Origin of the sequence: Ancylothrix sp. D3o (genome assembly GCF_025370775.1) — a bacterium.
Taxonomy (GTDB): Bacteria; Cyanobacteriota; Cyanobacteriia; order Cyanobacteriales; family Oscillatoriaceae; genus Ancylothrix.
The window spans coordinates 41,223-58,339 of the sequence record NZ_JAMXEX010000002.1 but is presented as its reverse complement, the minus strand read 5'-3'; the positions used below and the strand labels follow the sequence as shown (position 1 = coordinate 58,339).

Below are 17,117 nucleotides of genomic sequence, written 5' to 3'. Positions count from 1 at the left end.
AGAGCCTCAAAACTCAGATTATTTACAATATCAAAAAACGCTCATTTCTGCTGTCAAAATTTTAACATTTTTCCAAAAAGCCGGCCTTTGCATAAAACCTAAATAAATAAATCACGCTTCCTTTAATTACTTCGCAGCTTTCTCTCTTCCTTCAAGCCGATTTGGCAGGGCTTAAAAATTCCCGATGATGTACCGAGCGATAGATTTACTTTCCGCCCCAGAGTGTTAATTTAAACTCAGGCTAAGTTGAGGAATATATCTCTATATCCTATCATCGAACTGCCGCCACAAAGCCAAAACCAATTGTTTTAAAGCAACCCTTAATATACTTGACCCTTACAAAAAAATGACCAGTCCAGCCACTAAAAACTTGTGGGAAATGCTGACCAACTCTAGCTTAGTGCGCTTTTTGCTTTTGTTTGCATCAGGGTGGGCACTACTCCAGCTATTATCCTATTTTGAAACAGTTATCGTTGTTTTTACAATAGCCGCTATAATTGCCTTTTTGTTAAATTATCCGGTTCGCTGGTTGAAGCGATTTATGCCGCGAAATGTAGCCGCTGTTGCAGTTTTCTTAGTGAGTTTAGTTTTCATAGGAGGACTAACTTTAACAGTAGGAGTTTCCTTGCTTTCTCAAGGACAGCAACTCATAGATAGCGTAACCGAATTTATCAACGCCCTTACGCCCCTTTCCGAACGAGTAGAAACATTTTTGAAAGCAAGAAACCTGAATGTAAACTTACGAGCACTTGAAGGGCAACTCCGCAACCAAACTTTAAACGGCGTCGTTGCCAGCCTGGGAGTTTTGCAAATTTTCTTCGCCAACGTTCTCAACTTTATCTTAATTATGGTCGTGTCTTTTTTCATGTTAATGGATGGAAAAAGACTTTGGAAACTGCTTTTAAAAATCATTCCTCGCCACCTTCACCTCCGGCTTAATCGAATTGTTGAACAAAACTTTTTAGGCTTTTTCCAAGGCCAATTAATCCTAATGCTATTTCTAATTTGTTCAACTTTCATCGTCTTTCTATTACTCGATGTAAAATTTCCCTTAGCCTTAGCAGCAATTGTGGGAGTATTTGACTTAATTCCCGGCATTGGAGCCACTTTAGGCATTTTTTTAGTGGCATTTATTGTCTTGGCACAAAATGTCTGGCTGGCCTTAAAAGTTTTAGTAGCCTGTATCGTCTTACAGCAAATACAAGACAATATTATCTATCCCCGAATTATGCAAAATTCCCTTAATTTGCATCCTGTTATTGTCTTTTTAGCATTATTAATTGGGGCAAAAGCCGCCGGAGTTTTAGGAATTTTTATCGCAATTCCCCTGGCCGGTGTATTTGTAGATTGGTTTGACATAGACGAAATGAAAGGCGAAGCATAACTAAGGCAAACCCAACAAACCAACTTTCTTTAAGAAAACGGGTTTTTAATGTCCCATACCCTCAGACAAAACCTAAAATTTTTCCTAAAAAAAACAGCCTGTAGAGAGATGCCCTTAAAATAGAAAACACCGGCCAAAAGCCGTAGCCAATAAACAACTTAACTCTCCCGCAAAAAACATGACAGGCAAAAAAATCTTAATGCTCGCCGGCGACTTCGTAGAAGACTACGAAATCATGGTACCCTTCCAAGCATTACTAATGGTAGGACATCAAGTAGATGTTGTTTGCCCAAATAAAAAAGCCGGTGAAAAAATCCGCACCGCCGTCCACGACTTTGAAGGCGACCAAACCTACAGCGAAAAACCTGGTCACAACTTCACCCTTAACGCCACCTTTGAAGACATCAACCCCAACAACTATGACGCCTTAATCATCCCCGGAGGACGTGCCCCCGAATATATCCGACTCAACAATCAAGTATTAGAAATAACCCGACATTTTGCCCAGACAAATAAACCAATTGCCGCCATTTGTCACGGACTATTAGTATTATCCGCAGCCGGCGTATTAGAAGGAAAACGCTGTACAGCTTATCCCGCTTGCAGCCCAGACGTATTGATGGCAGGGGGAAAATATTGTGAAATTCCCCCCGATCAAGCCATCGTAGACGGTAACTTAGTCACAGCCCCCGCATGGCCGGCCCATCCCCGCTGGTTAGCAGAATTTCTTAACATTTTAGGGACAAAAATTCAACACGCCCAAATGGCAGTAGTCTAAAAAAAAATCATTGTTTTAATCACCTTCACCAACCCCCGCCGGCATAGGAATTTCCTCAACTGCCGGCAACTTTTCTAACGTCAGCCGCAAATAATTTGACCCCGACAAACGCTTCAATAACTTCGGCTTAGGATCATGCAGCAAATAAATAATCTTATCCCCCGCCAGCCATCCCTCACAAGCCGGCATCACCTGCAACATTCCCTCACGTTCTCGCAGCAAAGGCACCAACTCACCCGAACGAATCAACGCCTGTAAATGCGCCTCCTGAAACTCAAATCCTGCTTGTTTTAAAAGCGTTTCTCCTAACTTCACCTCCCCATCATTAATAAATTCATTCCAAACCTTACAAGACACATCAGGCATAAAAGCCTGTTGAATTTGACGCGAATTTCCTCCAGAATTTCCCCCACACTCCCCCGGAAAAACCGCCAACACTCGCGGCGGCTGAAACTCCTCCAAAACCCGCTGCGCCAACACAAAATTTACTTCGCCATTACTCGTCATCGCTAAAAAAGTTCCCATCGAAGCAATCCCCGCCTCTTCCAAAACTTTCGTATCCAAAGCACTACTTAAAAAAACCGGCAAATCTTCCGCCTCAGCCTCCTTACAAGCCTCTGGATTCGTATCAATTAAAACCACTCGTTCATCCCGTTCTTTAAACACTCGCGCAATCAACCGCGAAAGCGGATTTGACCCCACAATCACCGCCCCAGTTGCCTTTGTAGAAGTAACTCCCAGCAACTTTGCCACCAAACCCGCCGTTAAACCTTGCACAAACACCGTAATAATAATCGTCAAAAACACCAAAGCCTTAATCGAATCTCCACCATTAATTCCTTTTTGCGTTAACAAAATTGCAAACAAAGAAGCCACCGAAGCCGAAACAATACCCCTCGGTGCAATCCAACAAACAAACAACTTTTGTCGCCAATTTAACTCACTATTAATCGTGCAACTCCAAACATTAATCGGACGCACTACAAACATCAAAGCCAAAACCGTTAGGACACTTCCCCAACCCAACGCCACCAAACTTGCCAGCGATAAATCAGCCGCCAACAAAATAAATAAAACCGACACCGCTAAAATCGTCAATTGCCCCTTAAACCTGAGCAATAATCTTTCTTGTGGCAGCGATGCAGAACGCAACACTAAACCCGCCACCACCGTTGCCATTAAACCGGCCTCACTGCGGATTTCTTGCGCCAAACCAAACAAACCCCACAACCCGGCTAAAACCACTAAATTTTTTAATTCTTCCGAAAGAAACTGCGCTTTTTTGAGGAAGAAACCCAATCCCCAACCACCGGCAGCCCCAATCAATCCCCCTACGCCTAATCGCAGCGTCAAACCCGTAATTAATTTCAGCGGATCGGCATCACCATTTAAAATAATATCCAACACCAAAACCGCTAAAATTGCCCCCACCGGATCAATTAAAACGCCTTCCCCTTCGAGTAAAGTTGCAACTTGTTTTTCAACCTGAACTTGCTTTAATAAAGGGCCGATCACAGTTGGGCCGGTGACTACAACAAGTGAGGCATATAAAAAAGCAATTGGCCAGGGAAATTCACTCAGCCAATGGGCAGCCATTCCCCCACCAATCAGCGTAATTAACGTGCCAATGGTAACTAAATTGCGTAAGCTACTGGAAACTTCCCCCAAGTCTCGCCATTCTAAATTCAGCCCCCCTTCAAATAAAATTAAAGCTACAGAAAGGGAAACCATGACTTCTAAACCATTACCCAACAATTGCGGGTGAAGAATTCCTAAGCCATCTGAACCAAAAACTATCCCAAACAGCAGCAAAAAAACAATGCTGGGAACTTTGAGATAACTGGCGATTACTTGCGCTGCAATTCCTGCCAAAACAGTCAGCACCATTAACAGCGTGATATCAAACGTTGTATCCATAAGCCTTGAGTAGAGTGGGCAATGCCCACCGGCATCTTTTGGGGGGCCAAAACCCACCCTACTTTAATAGGAGGTAGTATAACCGGCCCCTTGAACCGGTCACACCTGCTCTAGCAGATGCCTGTGGGCCAATTCCTTGATAGTAATCTACTCGATCTGGCCCTTTAATCGCACTTCCAGCATCCTGATCGAGTACATAGCGTGTCACTAAACGTTGCTCAACTTGTCCATATTCGTTGATAATTGGCAATTTTGTATGAATTAATGCCAACCCCCCCGCCGGCATTAAAGCTTTATCGGTGGCGATGCTTCGTTCGCTTGTCACCGGCAATTGTAACGCGCCAGTCGGTCTTGGGCTTGCCTTTTCGCTAAAAAAAATAAACCGATTATTACGCGGTAAATAATTACTTAATTCCCCTGGATTGGAGCGAAAATAATTTGTTAAAACCGGAATATTTAAGCCATCAAGGCGTAATTTTCCATCTTTTGCCAATTCCCGGCTAATACTCGTAAACGGGTAATCTGTTGCACCGGCAAACCCCACCGCCATTCTGGTGCCATCAGTTAATTGCAAATAAGCAGACCCTTGAATGTGGACAAAAAACGCCTCCAAACGATCCCGCAGCCATACCAATTCTAAACCGCTTAACCGGCCTCCTGTCCCGTCTGTTCCTTCGAGGGCAGCGCGTGTGGGGTGAGGTTTTGGCCAGTTGCCGAAGTCGGGAGGCCGGCGGTAAAGCGGATAGCGGTATAAATCATTCGGAGTCCGGCTGGCAGCAAAAAACGGAGTGTAATAGCCGGTAACGAAAACTGTGTTATTTCCTGCCGGTTGATATAAGGTAAATTCTCTTTGGACAGCGGCTTGCAGTTCTTGGGGCGAATTTAACTCCTGCAACAATTCACGAAATCGTAGCAAACTTTGCTGGATTTTTTGGCGGGTAATTCCGCTTGGATACTGCTGGTAAGCTTTAGCGGCGGCGGGAGTTTGTAAATACTGCAAACTGTAATCAATGGCTTCTAGTAAAGCTTGTCGGTCTGCCGGTGTGGTATCATTTCCCCACAGTTGGTCATCAAAGCCTAAAGTTTCGGCTGGTTCTAAATTTTGGGCTAAAAAATTTTGGGCTAAAAAATTTTGGGCTAAAAAATTTTGGGCAATCACTGGCTGTGTGGGAATAGCAGATAAAGCTACCCAACCAGAAGGCGGTATCACCAACGCCATCCCCCCTATTGCCAAAGCCAGCTTGAGCATTATTCGTCGTAGCTTCTGTCTACGCTGGAAGTGTACACAGCTTGCACCCGAATCGCTAAAATGCTGGACGGGCGCACGACCATATATTCATTTTGAATATGTTTAATCGGTACGTTGATAAAATCATTCGATGCCGACTTTGGTACTATTTCGCTGCTATACCACTTCTGGAAGTCTTGGATCGTTGGAAACTGCACTTCTTCGCGGTGTCCTCCCTGCATCATCAGGTGAACGGAAAAATAATTTGGGACTTTGGGTGCTCTAGGCATATCGTCTCGCTATTCTCACGACATCGGTCTCTTTTTTGAGCGGGGTTATTGTTGGGTGTTTGGCTCTTTTGTCTTGAAAACAGCACCCGAAGGGCCGGTTTATCAAGGTTTTCTTTTGCTGACTTAATTTTTGGTCAACCCGCCCGTACAATCTAGGATACCAGAACTGCGATCTGAGAAGGGGATTTTTGATCAAGGCGAGGACACAGAGGTGTACGCAAAGGCACACAGAGGTTTTTGGGTTTAAGGGCTGTGGGTTTTTAGAATGTTTGGTTTGTAGTTTAGGCAGTTGAGAAAATGTTTAATTAGTTGGGGTTTTTGATAGAATAAATATCTCCAAAAAAGCGTGGTAACGGTTGGCTGGATGCCGGCTTCACATTTTTTTGGAGATATCTTATTTAAGTTTGGCTTTTACTACTCTTCGGGTTCAATTCCAGCCGCACGCAGTTGGGCTGCTAATCTTTCTGCGCGTTGGCTTTGGGCTTCGGCGCGTTGGCGTTCAGCTTCGGCGCGTTGGCGTTCGGCTTCAACTAATTCTGAACCCCACAAGAGTAAATTTCCTTGTTCATCCCACCAACGTAACCAATAACCTTGGCGGTTTTCTCGGATTCCCTGCCATACGCCTAAAAAAAGCTGCATTTCGGGTATCCAAAAGCGCCCTTCGTCATTGGCTGGCTGTAGTTGATAGCGTTTGTTTTCTCCTAAATTATAGAGTTCTAAAGTGCCGGTTTCTAGTTCAAAAATACCGTAATTCGGTATTTGCAAAATCTGTTCGTAAAAAAAGAATTTTCCGGGCGGATAGGTTTCTTTGATCGAATATTCTCCGCCTTCGGTATCAGACAAAAATTCTAGTACCAGGGCCGGTATTTCTCCTTGCAGTCGCGGTGTATAACTGCGGACTACTTCAGATCGGGCAACGCTAATCTGAGAAATATATGCCCAGTCGGGAGCTTTGACGACAATTTTGCCATTGAATGTCGCACAAATGCCGTAGTTAGTGGGAGTGAGGGCAGTTTCGGAAAGTTTTCCAGCCAACTGCAAGCTTTCGGTTAATGCAGCCGCGAGAGCGGGTTGATTTATATTATCCACAGGATCATCAGGAAGCACAAAATCATCGGGTAACTTTTCCCAAGTGATTGTGTATGTAGGGGAGGTTGTTAACATGATGAAGGGTGCCGGTGAATTTTCACTGGATTATTTTATCATATTTTTTTTGAATGTAGCATACGTTTTAAATGGTAATTTTTGGCGGGGGTGTTTGCTCTGGGCTGAGATAAATAAAATATTAAACTTTATTTGTAAAGGTAAAATTATGAATTATCATAAAAAATGAACAACGACTTAAAAACTGCCTTAATGTCTTAGAGGATAAAAGCATGACCCGCAGCCTAATTCTTCGCCTCAGAACCAGAGACAACTTACTCGAATTATTAACAGCAGGAGTGAGTGGTGAATGGAAAATTGAGCAGGGGAAAGAAAACGAAATCAAAAAGGTACAAATTTTTAACTGGGATGGTTCATTGATGCTAGAAGCATCAATTGATGCCTCTAAAACCACGAGAATTGAAAATAGCAGACTAATTGTAGGTTTGTCTGATGCAGATGCAAAAATTATTAAATGCACTCCTCCCTTAAAATGGAGTAGCCAAAATCCAGTTAATTATATTAATGAAACTTAAAGACAGCACCTTTAAAAGCAACCACACTCGACAAGAAACAGAACAAGACCCTCAAACAAAGCCAGAAAAACTACAGTACCCTCTGTAGACTCTGTATGATCAAATATCATCATGTCGAGACAAATACTCTAAAAATTCTAAACACAACAACACCCAAGACTTTACCGGCTAAGTGATTTCCTCCCTTTTGTTATTCTACTTAGAGTTGCACTGACTTGCTTTTTCACTCAACTCGCACACAATAATGTCAGTTGCAGAACTCCCTTTTAACCACTTGAGGAAATATTAGGGTTTTGCTTGGGTGTTGTCGTTCGATCTACGAGACAGATGTAGCTTTAACAGCGCTTTGTACCTCTCAACTTAACTTTAACTTGGCTGTTTTATCTGCCAGGGAAGCTTTCCTCGCTTCATCTATTAATATATCACCGGTTTTTCTTAGCAACCATTTTTGATAAAAAACTTTACTTTTTTTGGGGATTTTACTTCACAAGCTACCGGCTCATCTTTGAAACCTCTCTTATTTCGACGCTTGATTAATGTAAACTAATGTAAAGAAAATTCATGCTTCAGATAGATAGTTTGCTGTCTAAGGCCAAGAATCTAAAATATTTTTTTGAGAGAAATATTGCTGAGAAAGCTTTCTCCCGCTGAGATCCTCCCCACAGTGGGGGAGGGTTTTTCACCTTTCCTTAAAACGGAAGGCAGTTAGCGGGTTAGGTTGTTCAGATGTCTGAGCAAAAATCGGCAAACGCTAAGCCTCATCGTAGGCTTCCATATCCAGCAGGTGCAGATAAGTTTCCACAAGTTCGGGACGCTGAAAAGCAATAGCACGAAGCAAGTGCCAATCATTTAATCCCTCAAAGGCATCCTTATACTCATCCTGCTCTAAACGTACCGCCAGTTGCTCCACATCTGCCGGCGTCAGCTTTGAGATATCCCGTAAAGAAATGCTTGAAGTTACCATCGCTCAACCCTCGTTTTTGTCGCCCCTTGTAGGAGTTTCCACTCCGTTTTATATCGTAAGCTTTTTAGCTTAACTCAGCCATGACTTGCATCACAAAATTTCGGAGCACAGGTAAAACCGGCATCGGAATTTCGTGTCCCATATCAAACTCCTCATACTCTACCTTAACTCCCAACACCGATAAAATATTTCGTGCTTGGTGGGCTGCTCTAACCGGCACCACCGTATCTTGTCTGCCATGAATAATTAAAGTAGGCGGTAATGGTTTCGCTGTTGCTTCCGGTTCTGCGTGTAAATACCCACTCAAACAAATTAAACCGGCAAGCGGCAAACCCAGCCCCACATCCAGCGTCATCGCGCCACCTTGAGAAAAGCCACACAAAAAAGTTTTTGAGAGGGGAATAGCGGTGCTATCGGGCAAAGTTTGTAACCATTGAGTTAACATTTGCCGGCTTTCTGACAAACCCTGATAATCGGATCGTTCCAAACTATACCAAGCTTTCCCTCCTTGGACGCTGTAATGAGGAAACGGCGCATCCACACAAAGAAACCGGAATTCTGGCATCTTAACATAGGGTACTAACGACGCCAAATCGTTCGCATTTGCACCCCAACCATGCAAAACAACCATTAAGCCGGTAGGTGAGTTACCAGTTTGCGGGGGAATATCAATGAATTGCAAAGACAAAACTTTGTCTCCTTAAAAATAATTCTCTGTCAATCTTAAAGCTTAAAGGGCAAGAGCAAACTCTGCCAAACAGCGGATTTAAGGGAAGATGTCAGCCAAACTTAAAACTTTAGAACGTTGGTTAATTTAACAAATGTTCGCTTATTATCTCTGTTTTCATAGCCGTTGCCAATTCAGGAATATTTATTAAGGAGGGCTCAGGTAGAGTCGCTAAAATCTCTCCTTAGTCATAAATTTGTTTAAGCAATCTGGGGTTTTACAACTTATGATTTGCAAACCAAAGAGAAATATTTCTAGGGGGCTGAGTAGTTGGATGTCTTTAACTTGCTGTGAGGCTTTTGAAGTGGGGGTTGCAGTGCTATGATGCCGGTGGGAATCAAGGGAATATGGACATTTGGCAAGTTTTTCAATTCTCTCAAAAACTCCTCTATCCAGCTATTAGAAAAATGGACAATTACTAAATCCTATGATGCCGTCAGTATTGATTTTGGCAATATTGGCGACATCATGGGATTTAGCAATATCAATAACTGTGTTTCCGTGTCTTTGTGGTATTTGGATAATTAGCTGTCGCCTAGTTTACTCCTGCTGCTAATTATGCTGTTTTACTAAAAATGCCGAGTTTTTAAAATAAACAGGGTTTTAACAACATAATCCTCCCTAAATAAACACAAAATCCTCAATCCCCATTTGATTAGCAATTGCCGAATTCAGCGTTGCCAAAACTTCACGAGGATCATTAAAAGAAATGCGAACACTTGTCCCAAATTGATTGATAAAAAGCTGACCAAAACTCAGACCACCGCTGATAACAATGATATCGTCGCCATCGCGAAAATCAGTAATAAAATCACCGCCTTTCCCTACGCCCACTACAAAAGAATCATTGCCTTTACCGCCGGTTAAAAAATCATTTCCCAAGTCTCCAGACAGCCAATCATTCCCCTCATCGCCAAACAAATCATCATTGTCTTTTCCCCCTGCCAAGGTATCATTGCCGTCGCCACCATAAAGACTATCATTGCCTAAATTGCCAAACAATAAATCAATACCGGCCCCTCCCAAAAGCGTATCATTATTTCTACCACCGGCCAATACATCATCGCCCGCCTCGCCAATCAAAGTATCAAAATCACTGTTACCAAACAGCCAATCATTACCATCTAAACCATTAATAATATCATTTCCCTCATAGGCATAAATCGAATCATTGCCTAGGGTACCGTTGAAGTTCTCATTATCAGGACTCCCCAGAATAAGCTGGCCGCCAAAATCTAAATTATTTGTTAAAGTGTCATTGGCCATTAATTCATCACTGGGGCGAATTTTATCCTGTTTGTTCAAATCACTCATCTCTTTAATTTCTCCTCACTCACGGGCGAGCGCATCCCCAATAGGACACAAAAAAGCAAAGTAAATATTACATTTTACACAAACCAACGCAAGCTTGTTTTATTCTTATAAAGCAAGCAAAAATAACTGAATTGTAAAAAGGATCTCTAAACGATGGCACGTCTAGCACTGCTGAGTACATCTAACAAAACCGGCCTCATCGACCTAGCCCGCAGTTTGGTAGAGGAATTTCAATTCGATCTTATCAGCAGTGGCGGTACGGCACACGCACTCAAAGAGGCCGGCTTGCCTGTTACCAAAGTTTCTGATTACACCGGCTTCCCCGAAATCCTAGGCGGACGAGTCAAAACCCTCCACCCCCGCATACATGGAGGCATTCTAGCGCGCCGCGACTTGCCCCAAGATGAGGCAGATTTGCAAAACCACCATATCCGCCTGATAGATTTAGTGGTGGTCAATCTATACCCCTTTGAGGAAACCATTGCTCAACCCAATGTTACCCTCCTCGATGCCATTGAGCAAATTGATATCGGTGGCCCTGCTATGCTGCGCGCTTCGGCCAAAAATCACCATCACCTGACCGTTTTGTGCGAACCGGCCCAATATGAGCAGTATTTACACGAATTGCGTCAAAATGATGGCGACGCATCCTTGACATTTCGCCAAAAATGTGCTATATCTGCCTTCCGCCATACCGCAGATTACGACCGAGCCATCTCTACCTATTTAGCATCACAACAAACACCTTCAGCAACTCCGACAGCCAGCGAAGAAGCCTCAGAATTGCCGCATAGTTTAACAATTTCAGGGCTGCAAATTCAGCCCTTACGCTATGGCGAAAACCCGCACCAACCGGCAGGCTGGTATCACACCGGCCACACAGCAACCGGCTGGGCAGCAGCAACAAAAATGCAAGGCAAAGAATTAAGTTATAACAACTTAGTTGATTTAGAAGCAGCCCGAAGAATTATTGCCGAATTTGTGGGCGAAGAAAATCAAGCGGCTGCCGCAATTTTGAAACACACAAATCCTTGTGGCGTGGCTTTGGGAGAGAGTTTAGAAGAAGCTTATACAAAAGCTTTTAATGCCGATTCTGTATCAGCTTTTGGGGGGATTGTTGCCCTCAACCGGCCCATTGATAGCGCAACGGCAACGGCACTGACGCAAACATTTTTAGAATGTGTAGTAGCGCCAGACTGTGATGAAGAAGCAGAGAAAATTCTCAAGAGTAAATCAAAAGTTCGGGTGTTATTATTGCCCGACTTAGAAACCGGCCCTGCACAAACCATAAAATCAATTGCCGGGGGTTTTTTGGTGCAAGGTTCTGATGATGCGGTAGAAAATCCCGAAGCGTGGCAAGTAGTTACAGAAAAACAACCAACTGCGGATCAACTTGAAGAGTTATTATTTGCATGGAAAGTGTGTAAGCACGTTAAATCAAATGCAATTGTCATAACAAACAACCGCACGACTTTAGGAGTGGGTGCCGGTCAAATGAATCGCGTCGGATCTGCAAAAATTGCTTTAGAACAAGCCTCAGAAGAGGCTGCCGGTGCTGTTTTAGCTAGTGATGGCTTTTTTCCCTTTGATGATACGGTAAAAACGGCGGCTGCTGCCGGTATTGTTGCTATCGTTCAGCCAGGGGGAAGTTTGCGAGATAACGACTCAATTAAAGCTGCCAATGAATTAGGTATTGTCATGGTTTTGACAGGCGTGCGTCATTTCTTGCATTAATTGCTGATTTTGCCGCCCCTTTAGAAACCGGGTTTTTTACAAAAAAACTAGCTGATGAAAAACCCGGTTTCTCGACTCTTGTACCTAAGTTATATTTACCTCGTTGCGGCGGCGATACTTACCCATAACAAACCATTTATTTGTAAGTTATGCAAACTGAACTGGAATCAAAAGAAGTCAAAGTTAAACTGTTGCTGCTGGGAGGCCATGAATACACAATTTGGCTGAAATCAGATGCGGTATTGCTGGAAAGTTTGTTAAAAGTTTTGGTGGCGCGTTCACAAAATCAACAAACGACTACTTTATTTCAAATTCCCCTTGAAGAAAGCCGGTCTGCTTTGTGTTTCCCTAGTGAGCATTTGGTAGGAGTGATTACAGAACCGGCCATTTTTGTTCAGCAAAAAGCACCGCTAACTCCAAAAATTGAGCCGGTGCCACATTCTCGTCCCGTTTCAGAAGTTTTACCCTCTTATTTTCTGCAATTTGATAACTTTTTAAAAGAGGAAGAATTGGGACGGTTGTTAAAATTTGTCGGCGAAAAACAAGCGGATTTTACAACAACAACAACCTCAACCGGCGCCGCAGATTATCGAAAATCTTGGGTGCTGCATCAGTTTCCAGAATTTGCGGAATTGATGATTGAAGGGGTGCGACAAGTAGTGCCAGATGTTTTGAGTAAATTTTCGATTCCAAATTTTGAAATTTCTCAAGTTGAAGCGCAACTTACCGCTCACAATGATGGAAATTATTACAAAGTTCACAATGACAATGGCAGCGCTGAAACGGCCACTCGAACTCTGACTTATGTGTATTATTTTTATCGGCAACCCAAAGCTTTTAGTGGGGGAGAATTGGTGATTTATGACAGTAAAATTCAGAATAATTATTATGTCAAAGCCGACTCTTATAAAACGGTAGATCCCCGCAATAATAGTGTGGTGTTTTTCTTGAGCCGGTATATGCACGAAGTTTTGCCGGTGCGTTGTCCGTCGCAGGAATTTTTAGATAGCCGGTTTACGATTAATGGTTGGGTGCGCCGGTAGTTAGATTAGACCTATGAGCGAAAGTGTGTGTTAAAATAAAATGTTTAAACAATAAAATCAAAAAAGTATGGGCTACGAAACTATCAAAAACTTGAAGCCAGAAGAGTTTAAACGCTTTTGTGGAGTAAGAGCAGAAACTTTTGAGCAAAGGGTGAAAGTATTAGAAGAACACGAAAGATCTAAAAAAAAAAGTGGGCGACCTTCTAAATTTAATTTAGAAAACCAGGTTTTAATGACCCTAGAATATTTGAGAGAATACCGTACTCCGTTTCATATAGGGCAAAGCTGGGGATTAAATGAATCCAATGTTTATCGAATAATCACCAAACTAGAAAAAAATTTAATTTAATCTGAATTATTTAGATTGCCTGGAAAAAAAGCTTTATTAAATCAAGAGTTAGACTGGGAAGTAGTAGTTGATGTCACAGAAACATCCATTGAACGTCCAAAAAAAACAAAAAAAGTTTTACAGCGGTAAGAAAAAGAAGCATACATTAAAATCTCAAATAGTAGGCGACCAAAGAAATAAATTAGTTGTCTGCACTGCTGTAGATAAAGGGAAAAAACATGATTTTAAAATCTTCAAAAAAACAAAAATCAGGATAAATAAAATATAATGAGACCAATATAGGGGGTGGTATCCAGCACATTTGACGTTAAATACACAGTTAGCCACCTTTACGTTGCCTGTTGTGGTACAGTTGAGAGATGATTAGCAGAGCCAACATAAATTGAGCAAAGAGCGCACAGTATGTCTGTTTTATACACTTGCGGAAACCCAAACCTTAATACAGTTAAGCTTGTAGCACTTGCTATAAAAACTTTGGCTGAACAAAATCAAAGTAATCCAATATCAAAGGTTGTTCTTTTTTCTTCGCCTGAGACTCTTATAGATAACCTTTTTACTGAACAAGTTAATCTGTATAAAGCATTTTTAGGCAATCAAATAAGAATAGAACAAGTACCCTTAAGCAACGATGGCATTGGGAGGGCGGAACACTTTACTGCTGTTTTCAAAGAAGATTCTATTAAATATGTAGATTTAACTAATGGACAAAAGTCTGTAACTGCTCAACTTTATCTTACGGCAAGTTTGTTGAGGCTAAAAAATATTTACTACATCTCCCTACTATGTCCCCCAAAAGAAATACCCGATGAACCAGTTTGGGGACAACATTATGAATATGTTCAATTGCCTCCGTTTACAGGCATTGCTGATATTTCTCGGTTAAGTTATTTCGACTTAATATTTTATCTTGAAGAGATTGAAAAAATATTTGCTGGGGTTCCTGAAGACTCCTTCCTTAAGAGAATAAGCAATGATTTAAAAAAAAGTATATTCTCTTTTTTCCAAGGCGACAATTTTCGTAGTGCAGTAGTGGATGCAACAACCTCAAGTGAAGTTTTTATAAATGATCTTTTGGATTTTTTAATAAGCTATCGGCCAGCACAAAGATTCTCTAGTGACTTTGGTATTGATCTGGAGAGACAAAGAGACCCTCTAGGCGCAATTACTTTCTTCTTCATAAAGTATTCTCAAATAAGTAGTAAAAACCGAGATTATGTTGATAAAAATTTAGAGTCCATATTGACAGTTCCTGGTTTATTGACACCTTTGAGAACATATAGAAATATTTCGGCTCATGCAGGTATTTCGCCTCATAAATTTGAAGTTAATGAGGTTCGACTTTGTATTAACCTAGCTTTAGAAAGCTTTAGGTGTGCAAGAGCTAGTCAAGAATTTTGGAGTAAGCTTTTAAGACGATGACTTTAGAATCATTTTTTGTGGCAATTGATGGAGATTTAGTAGGTCGAAAGATAGAAAAGCTGATCATATCTAATAAACTGGATGAGTTAGTTGAATATAGTCATTCTATCAATAATTCAGTCGAGAATATCGGTTTGATCGCTGATAGCATTGGAGGAAAAACTTATTTGCAAGGCGGGGATAGTCTTCTAGTTGAAGTAAAAAGTTACCAATCTTTTATTGAAAAATTTATGGCAATTCATTCAGGGTTGGCTGTTACGTTTTCCGTAGGCATTGGTAAAAATGTTATTGAAGCTTACTTAGCTCTTAAATTTGCTAAATCAGCAGGCCGTGGATTAATCATTTTACTTGAGGTTATAAATGGGGAATTTGAGTTTAGGCATATTCCTTAAATCTAAAGTAGACCTATGAGCGAAAGTCCTCTTTATTAAGAAATTTCAAGCAAACAAAGTTCATAATTATAAATACCTGCTATCAAATTTAAACGCAATAAAAATCTTTTTCTTCTATTCTTTTTAGATTTTTCGTGTTCTTCTAATACTTTCACCCTTTGCTCAAAAGTTTCTGCTCTTACTCCACAAAAGCGTTTAAACTCTTCTGGCTTCAAGTTTTTGATAGTTTCGTAGCCCATACTTTTTTGATTTTATTGTTTAAACATTTTATTTTAACACACACTTTCGCTCATAGGTCTATTGACAACTAGGGAGATCACAAAGAGACTGGGGCCGGCACGGGGGCACGGCCCCTACATGGGGGTGTTTTTACCTTTGCTGCAAATACTGCACAATTCCCCGTGAAATTGCCTGAGCAAGTTGTGCGCGGTGGGTTGGATTTGCTAAATTTTGACTATCTTCTCTACCTGTAACAAATCCAACTTCCACCAAAACTGCCGGCATTGAGGTTCTTTTAATAACATAAAATCCTGCTTGTCTGACTCCGCGATTTTTAATATCCACACTTTGCAAAATGCTATTGTGAATACTGCGAGCCAAACCTAAACCACTGCTGTAATAATAAGTTTCTAAACCATTAACATCAGGCCGGTTCATATTAATAGCATTGGCATGAATACTCACAAACAAAGTCGCATCTAGCCGTTCTGCTAATTGTACTCGCGGTGCAAGGTCAATTTCGCGGTCATCATTTCTGGTTAAAATTGCTTGAATTCCTTGTTGTTCCAGAGAGCTTGCTACCTGCCGAGAAATATCTAAAACAATCTCTTTTTCTTGAATTCCACCCCACCCAACTGCACCTGGATCTCTTCCACCATGACCCGGATCAACTACAATGACAATGCGATTATTTGGACGTGGTAAAGGTGCCGGAGGATTACTAATTTCTGGCGGCCTTACAGGGGGATTTACAGGAGGAACTACACCCACCGGCCCCCTGCCGAAATCGGGTTTTAAAATCGCACCACCGGCCACTATTTGCGCTCTCCAATTGGGTGTATCTGTTTCTGTCTCTAATGTAACTCGCACCATTGGCGGCGAGCTTTCTAATTGTCTAACGCTGATATTTTTAACGCCATTCACATTGCTGGGAAAATCATTTTCCATATCCGGGGATAAGGTAGTAGCGCGTAGATCAATAGTTGTTGAAGAACCATCCGCAGCGCGTTTAATATCAAGTATGGGGTTTCTTCCAGAAGTGCGAAAAATAATTTCTTCCGGGGTAACTTCGATATTTTCTAAGGAAGTCACGGCTCTAGTATTTTCTGTTGGAAGTGGTAGGGGAACCGGAGGACGGGAAGCTTGATTAGTTCGTTGTGGTGTGGGAATTTCTACTACCCATTGTTGAGGGGTAATACCTTGAAATCTTACTTCTTGGGGATCGAGGGTATAACCATTTTCTAATTCCAGAACCATCCGCGTTGTTGTTGAGTTAAATTGCCCGACTCGTACAGATTTTATCCCTCTTCCCACCATCTGCTCCATTTTCGGACGCCCCAATGTTACACCCGGTAAATCAATCACAAGACGAGCAGGATTATAAACCATTTGTGCTTTGGGTTGAACACGCCCATTTGTTGTAAAGAAAAGCCGGTTTTGATTGGCATCAAAGCGCCATGATTGAAGTTTGGCTGCATCTGCCGGTGCTGTTAGTAAAAAAACCCCTAATAAACTGGGGAGTAATAATCCTAGTTGCAAACTTTTTGCCCATAAAGGTTTGCGAACTGTCGAGAGGGGTAAATGAGCGATGTCATTTTTTTTCATAATTTGACAGTGGTGGAGGAGCAAGGAATTTCAGGAATGTCGAAAGCGCTCAGATTTAATCACCAGTCTTTGCGC

18 protein-coding genes and 1 pseudogene are annotated in these 17,117 nt (G+C 41.8%); 10 read left to right on the top strand and 9 right to left on the bottom strand.

Annotation, left to right across the window (positions count from 1 at the left end; all coding sequences use genetic code 11):
* Positions 1-346 precede the first annotated feature (346 nt).
* Both NG798_RS04435 and NG798_RS04430 read left to right on the top strand, forming a co-directional pair.
* Positions 347-1,384 carry an AI-2E family transporter gene (locus NG798_RS04435; protein ID WP_261220607.1) on the top strand — a complete coding sequence of 346 codons (1,038 nt, stop codon included), beginning with the start codon at positions 347-349 and terminating at the stop codon, positions 1,382-1,384.
* Positions 1,385-1,562: 178 nt separating this feature from the next.
* On the top strand, positions 1,563-2,162 hold the full coding sequence (locus NG798_RS04430; protein ID WP_261220606.1) for a DJ-1/PfpI family protein: 600 nt from the start codon (positions 1,563-1,565) through the stop codon (positions 2,160-2,162).
* A gap of 15 nt (positions 2,163-2,177) precedes the next feature.
* On the opposite strand, the gene NG798_RS04425 is transcribed toward NG798_RS04430, so the two are convergent.
* The 4 genes from NG798_RS04425 to NG798_RS04410 all read right to left on the bottom strand — a co-directional run bounded on the left by NG798_RS04425 (position 2,178) and on the right by NG798_RS04410 (position 6,761).
* On the bottom strand, positions 2,178-4,079 hold the full coding sequence (locus NG798_RS04425) for a sodium:proton antiporter (RefSeq protein ID WP_261220605.1): 1,902 nt from the start codon (positions 4,077-4,079) through the stop codon (positions 2,178-2,180).
* A 58-nt stretch (positions 4,080-4,137) separates the two neighbouring features.
* The gene (locus NG798_RS04420; RefSeq protein WP_261220604.1) at positions 4,138-5,328 is read right to left on the bottom strand and encodes a murein transglycosylase A; all 1,191 of its coding nucleotides are present in this window, start codon (positions 5,326-5,328) and stop codon (positions 4,138-4,140) included.
* Positions 5,328-5,597, bottom strand: coding sequence for a hypothetical protein (locus tag NG798_RS04415; RefSeq protein ID WP_261220603.1), 270 nt, complete (start codon positions 5,595-5,597; stop codon positions 5,328-5,330). The genes NG798_RS04420 and NG798_RS04415 overlap by 1 nt, the downstream gene beginning before the upstream one ends.
* Positions 5,598-6,011: 414 nt before the next feature.
* Entirely contained in the window at positions 6,012-6,761 is a 750-nt protein-coding gene (locus NG798_RS04410; RefSeq protein WP_261220602.1) for a Uma2 family endonuclease, read from the bottom strand.
* Positions 6,762-6,973: 212 nt separating this feature from the next.
* Between NG798_RS04410 and NG798_RS04405 the strand changes: the two genes are divergently transcribed.
* Positions 6,974-7,276 carry a hypothetical protein gene (locus NG798_RS04405; RefSeq protein ID WP_261220601.1) on the top strand — a complete coding sequence of 101 codons (303 nt, stop codon included), beginning with the start codon at positions 6,974-6,976 and terminating at the stop codon, positions 7,274-7,276.
* A 751-nt stretch (positions 7,277-8,027) separates the two neighbouring features.
* On the opposite strand, the gene NG798_RS04400 is transcribed toward NG798_RS04405, so the two are convergent.
* Positions 8,028-8,240, bottom strand: coding sequence for a DUF2555 domain-containing protein (locus NG798_RS04400; protein ID WP_261220600.1), 213 nt, complete (start codon positions 8,238-8,240; stop codon positions 8,028-8,030).
* A gap of 64 nt (positions 8,241-8,304) precedes the next feature.
* The gene (locus NG798_RS04395; RefSeq protein WP_261220599.1) at positions 8,305-8,928 is read right to left on the bottom strand and encodes an alpha/beta hydrolase; all 624 of its coding nucleotides are present in this window, start codon (positions 8,926-8,928) and stop codon (positions 8,305-8,307) included.
* 360 nt (positions 8,929-9,288) lie between these two features.
* On the opposite strand from NG798_RS04395, the gene NG798_RS04390 reads away from it, so the two are divergent.
* A complete protein-coding gene (locus NG798_RS04390; RefSeq protein ID WP_261220598.1) occupies positions 9,289-9,495 on the top strand; it encodes a hypothetical protein in 207 nt (68 codons plus the stop codon).
* Between the two features lie 93 nt (positions 9,496-9,588).
* Here NG798_RS04390 and NG798_RS04385 read toward each other — a convergent pair whose 3' ends face one another.
* Complete coding sequence (locus NG798_RS04385) at positions 9,589-10,281, bottom strand: calcium-binding protein (protein ID WP_261220597.1); 693 nt, start codon at positions 10,279-10,281, stop codon at positions 9,589-9,591.
* Between the two features lie 153 nt (positions 10,282-10,434).
* On the opposite strand from NG798_RS04385, the gene purH reads away from it, so the two are divergent.
* The 6 genes from purH (at position 10,435) to NG798_RS04360 (ending at position 15,218) form a co-directional block, all read left to right on the top strand.
* Positions 10,435-12,015, top strand: a complete 1,581-nt coding sequence (gene purH, locus NG798_RS04380) for a bifunctional phosphoribosylaminoimidazolecarboxamide formyltransferase/IMP cyclohydrolase (protein WP_261220596.1) — start codon at positions 10,435-10,437, stop codon at positions 12,013-12,015.
* Positions 12,016-12,164: 149 nt separating this feature from the next.
* Positions 12,165-13,058: a 2OG-Fe(II) oxygenase gene (locus tag NG798_RS04375; RefSeq protein ID WP_261220595.1), complete on the top strand. Its 894-nt coding sequence runs from the start codon at positions 12,165-12,167 to the stop codon at positions 13,056-13,058.
* A 91-nt stretch (positions 13,059-13,149) separates the two neighbouring features.
* Positions 13,150-13,407, top strand: a complete 258-nt coding sequence (locus NG798_RS04370) for a transposase family protein (protein WP_261220594.1) — start codon at positions 13,150-13,152, stop codon at positions 13,405-13,407.
* Positions 13,408-13,477: 70 nt separating this feature from the next.
* Entirely contained in the window at positions 13,478-13,675 is a 198-nt protein-coding gene (locus NG798_RS28120) for a transposase family protein (protein ID WP_375338944.1), read from the top strand.
* A 134-nt stretch (positions 13,676-13,809) separates the two neighbouring features.
* Complete coding sequence (locus NG798_RS04365; protein ID WP_261220593.1) at positions 13,810-14,826, top strand: hypothetical protein; 1,017 nt, start codon at positions 13,810-13,812, stop codon at positions 14,824-14,826.
* Positions 14,823-15,218, top strand: coding sequence for a mCpol domain-containing protein (locus NG798_RS04360; protein ID WP_261220592.1), 396 nt, complete (start codon positions 14,823-14,825; stop codon positions 15,216-15,218). The genes NG798_RS04365 and NG798_RS04360 overlap by 4 nt, the downstream gene beginning before the upstream one ends.
* A gap of 35 nt (positions 15,219-15,253) precedes the next feature.
* On the opposite strand, the pseudogene NG798_RS28115 reads toward NG798_RS04360, so the two are convergent.
* Positions 15,254-15,379, bottom strand: a pseudogene (locus tag NG798_RS28115) (IS5/IS1182 family transposase); the annotation flags it as partial.
* A gap of 208 nt (positions 15,380-15,587) precedes the next feature.
* Positions 15,588-17,042 carry an N-acetylmuramoyl-L-alanine amidase gene (locus tag NG798_RS04350; RefSeq protein ID WP_261220590.1) on the bottom strand — a complete coding sequence of 485 codons (1,455 nt, stop codon included), beginning with the start codon at positions 17,040-17,042 and terminating at the stop codon, positions 15,588-15,590.
* Positions 17,043-17,117 lie beyond the last annotated feature (75 nt).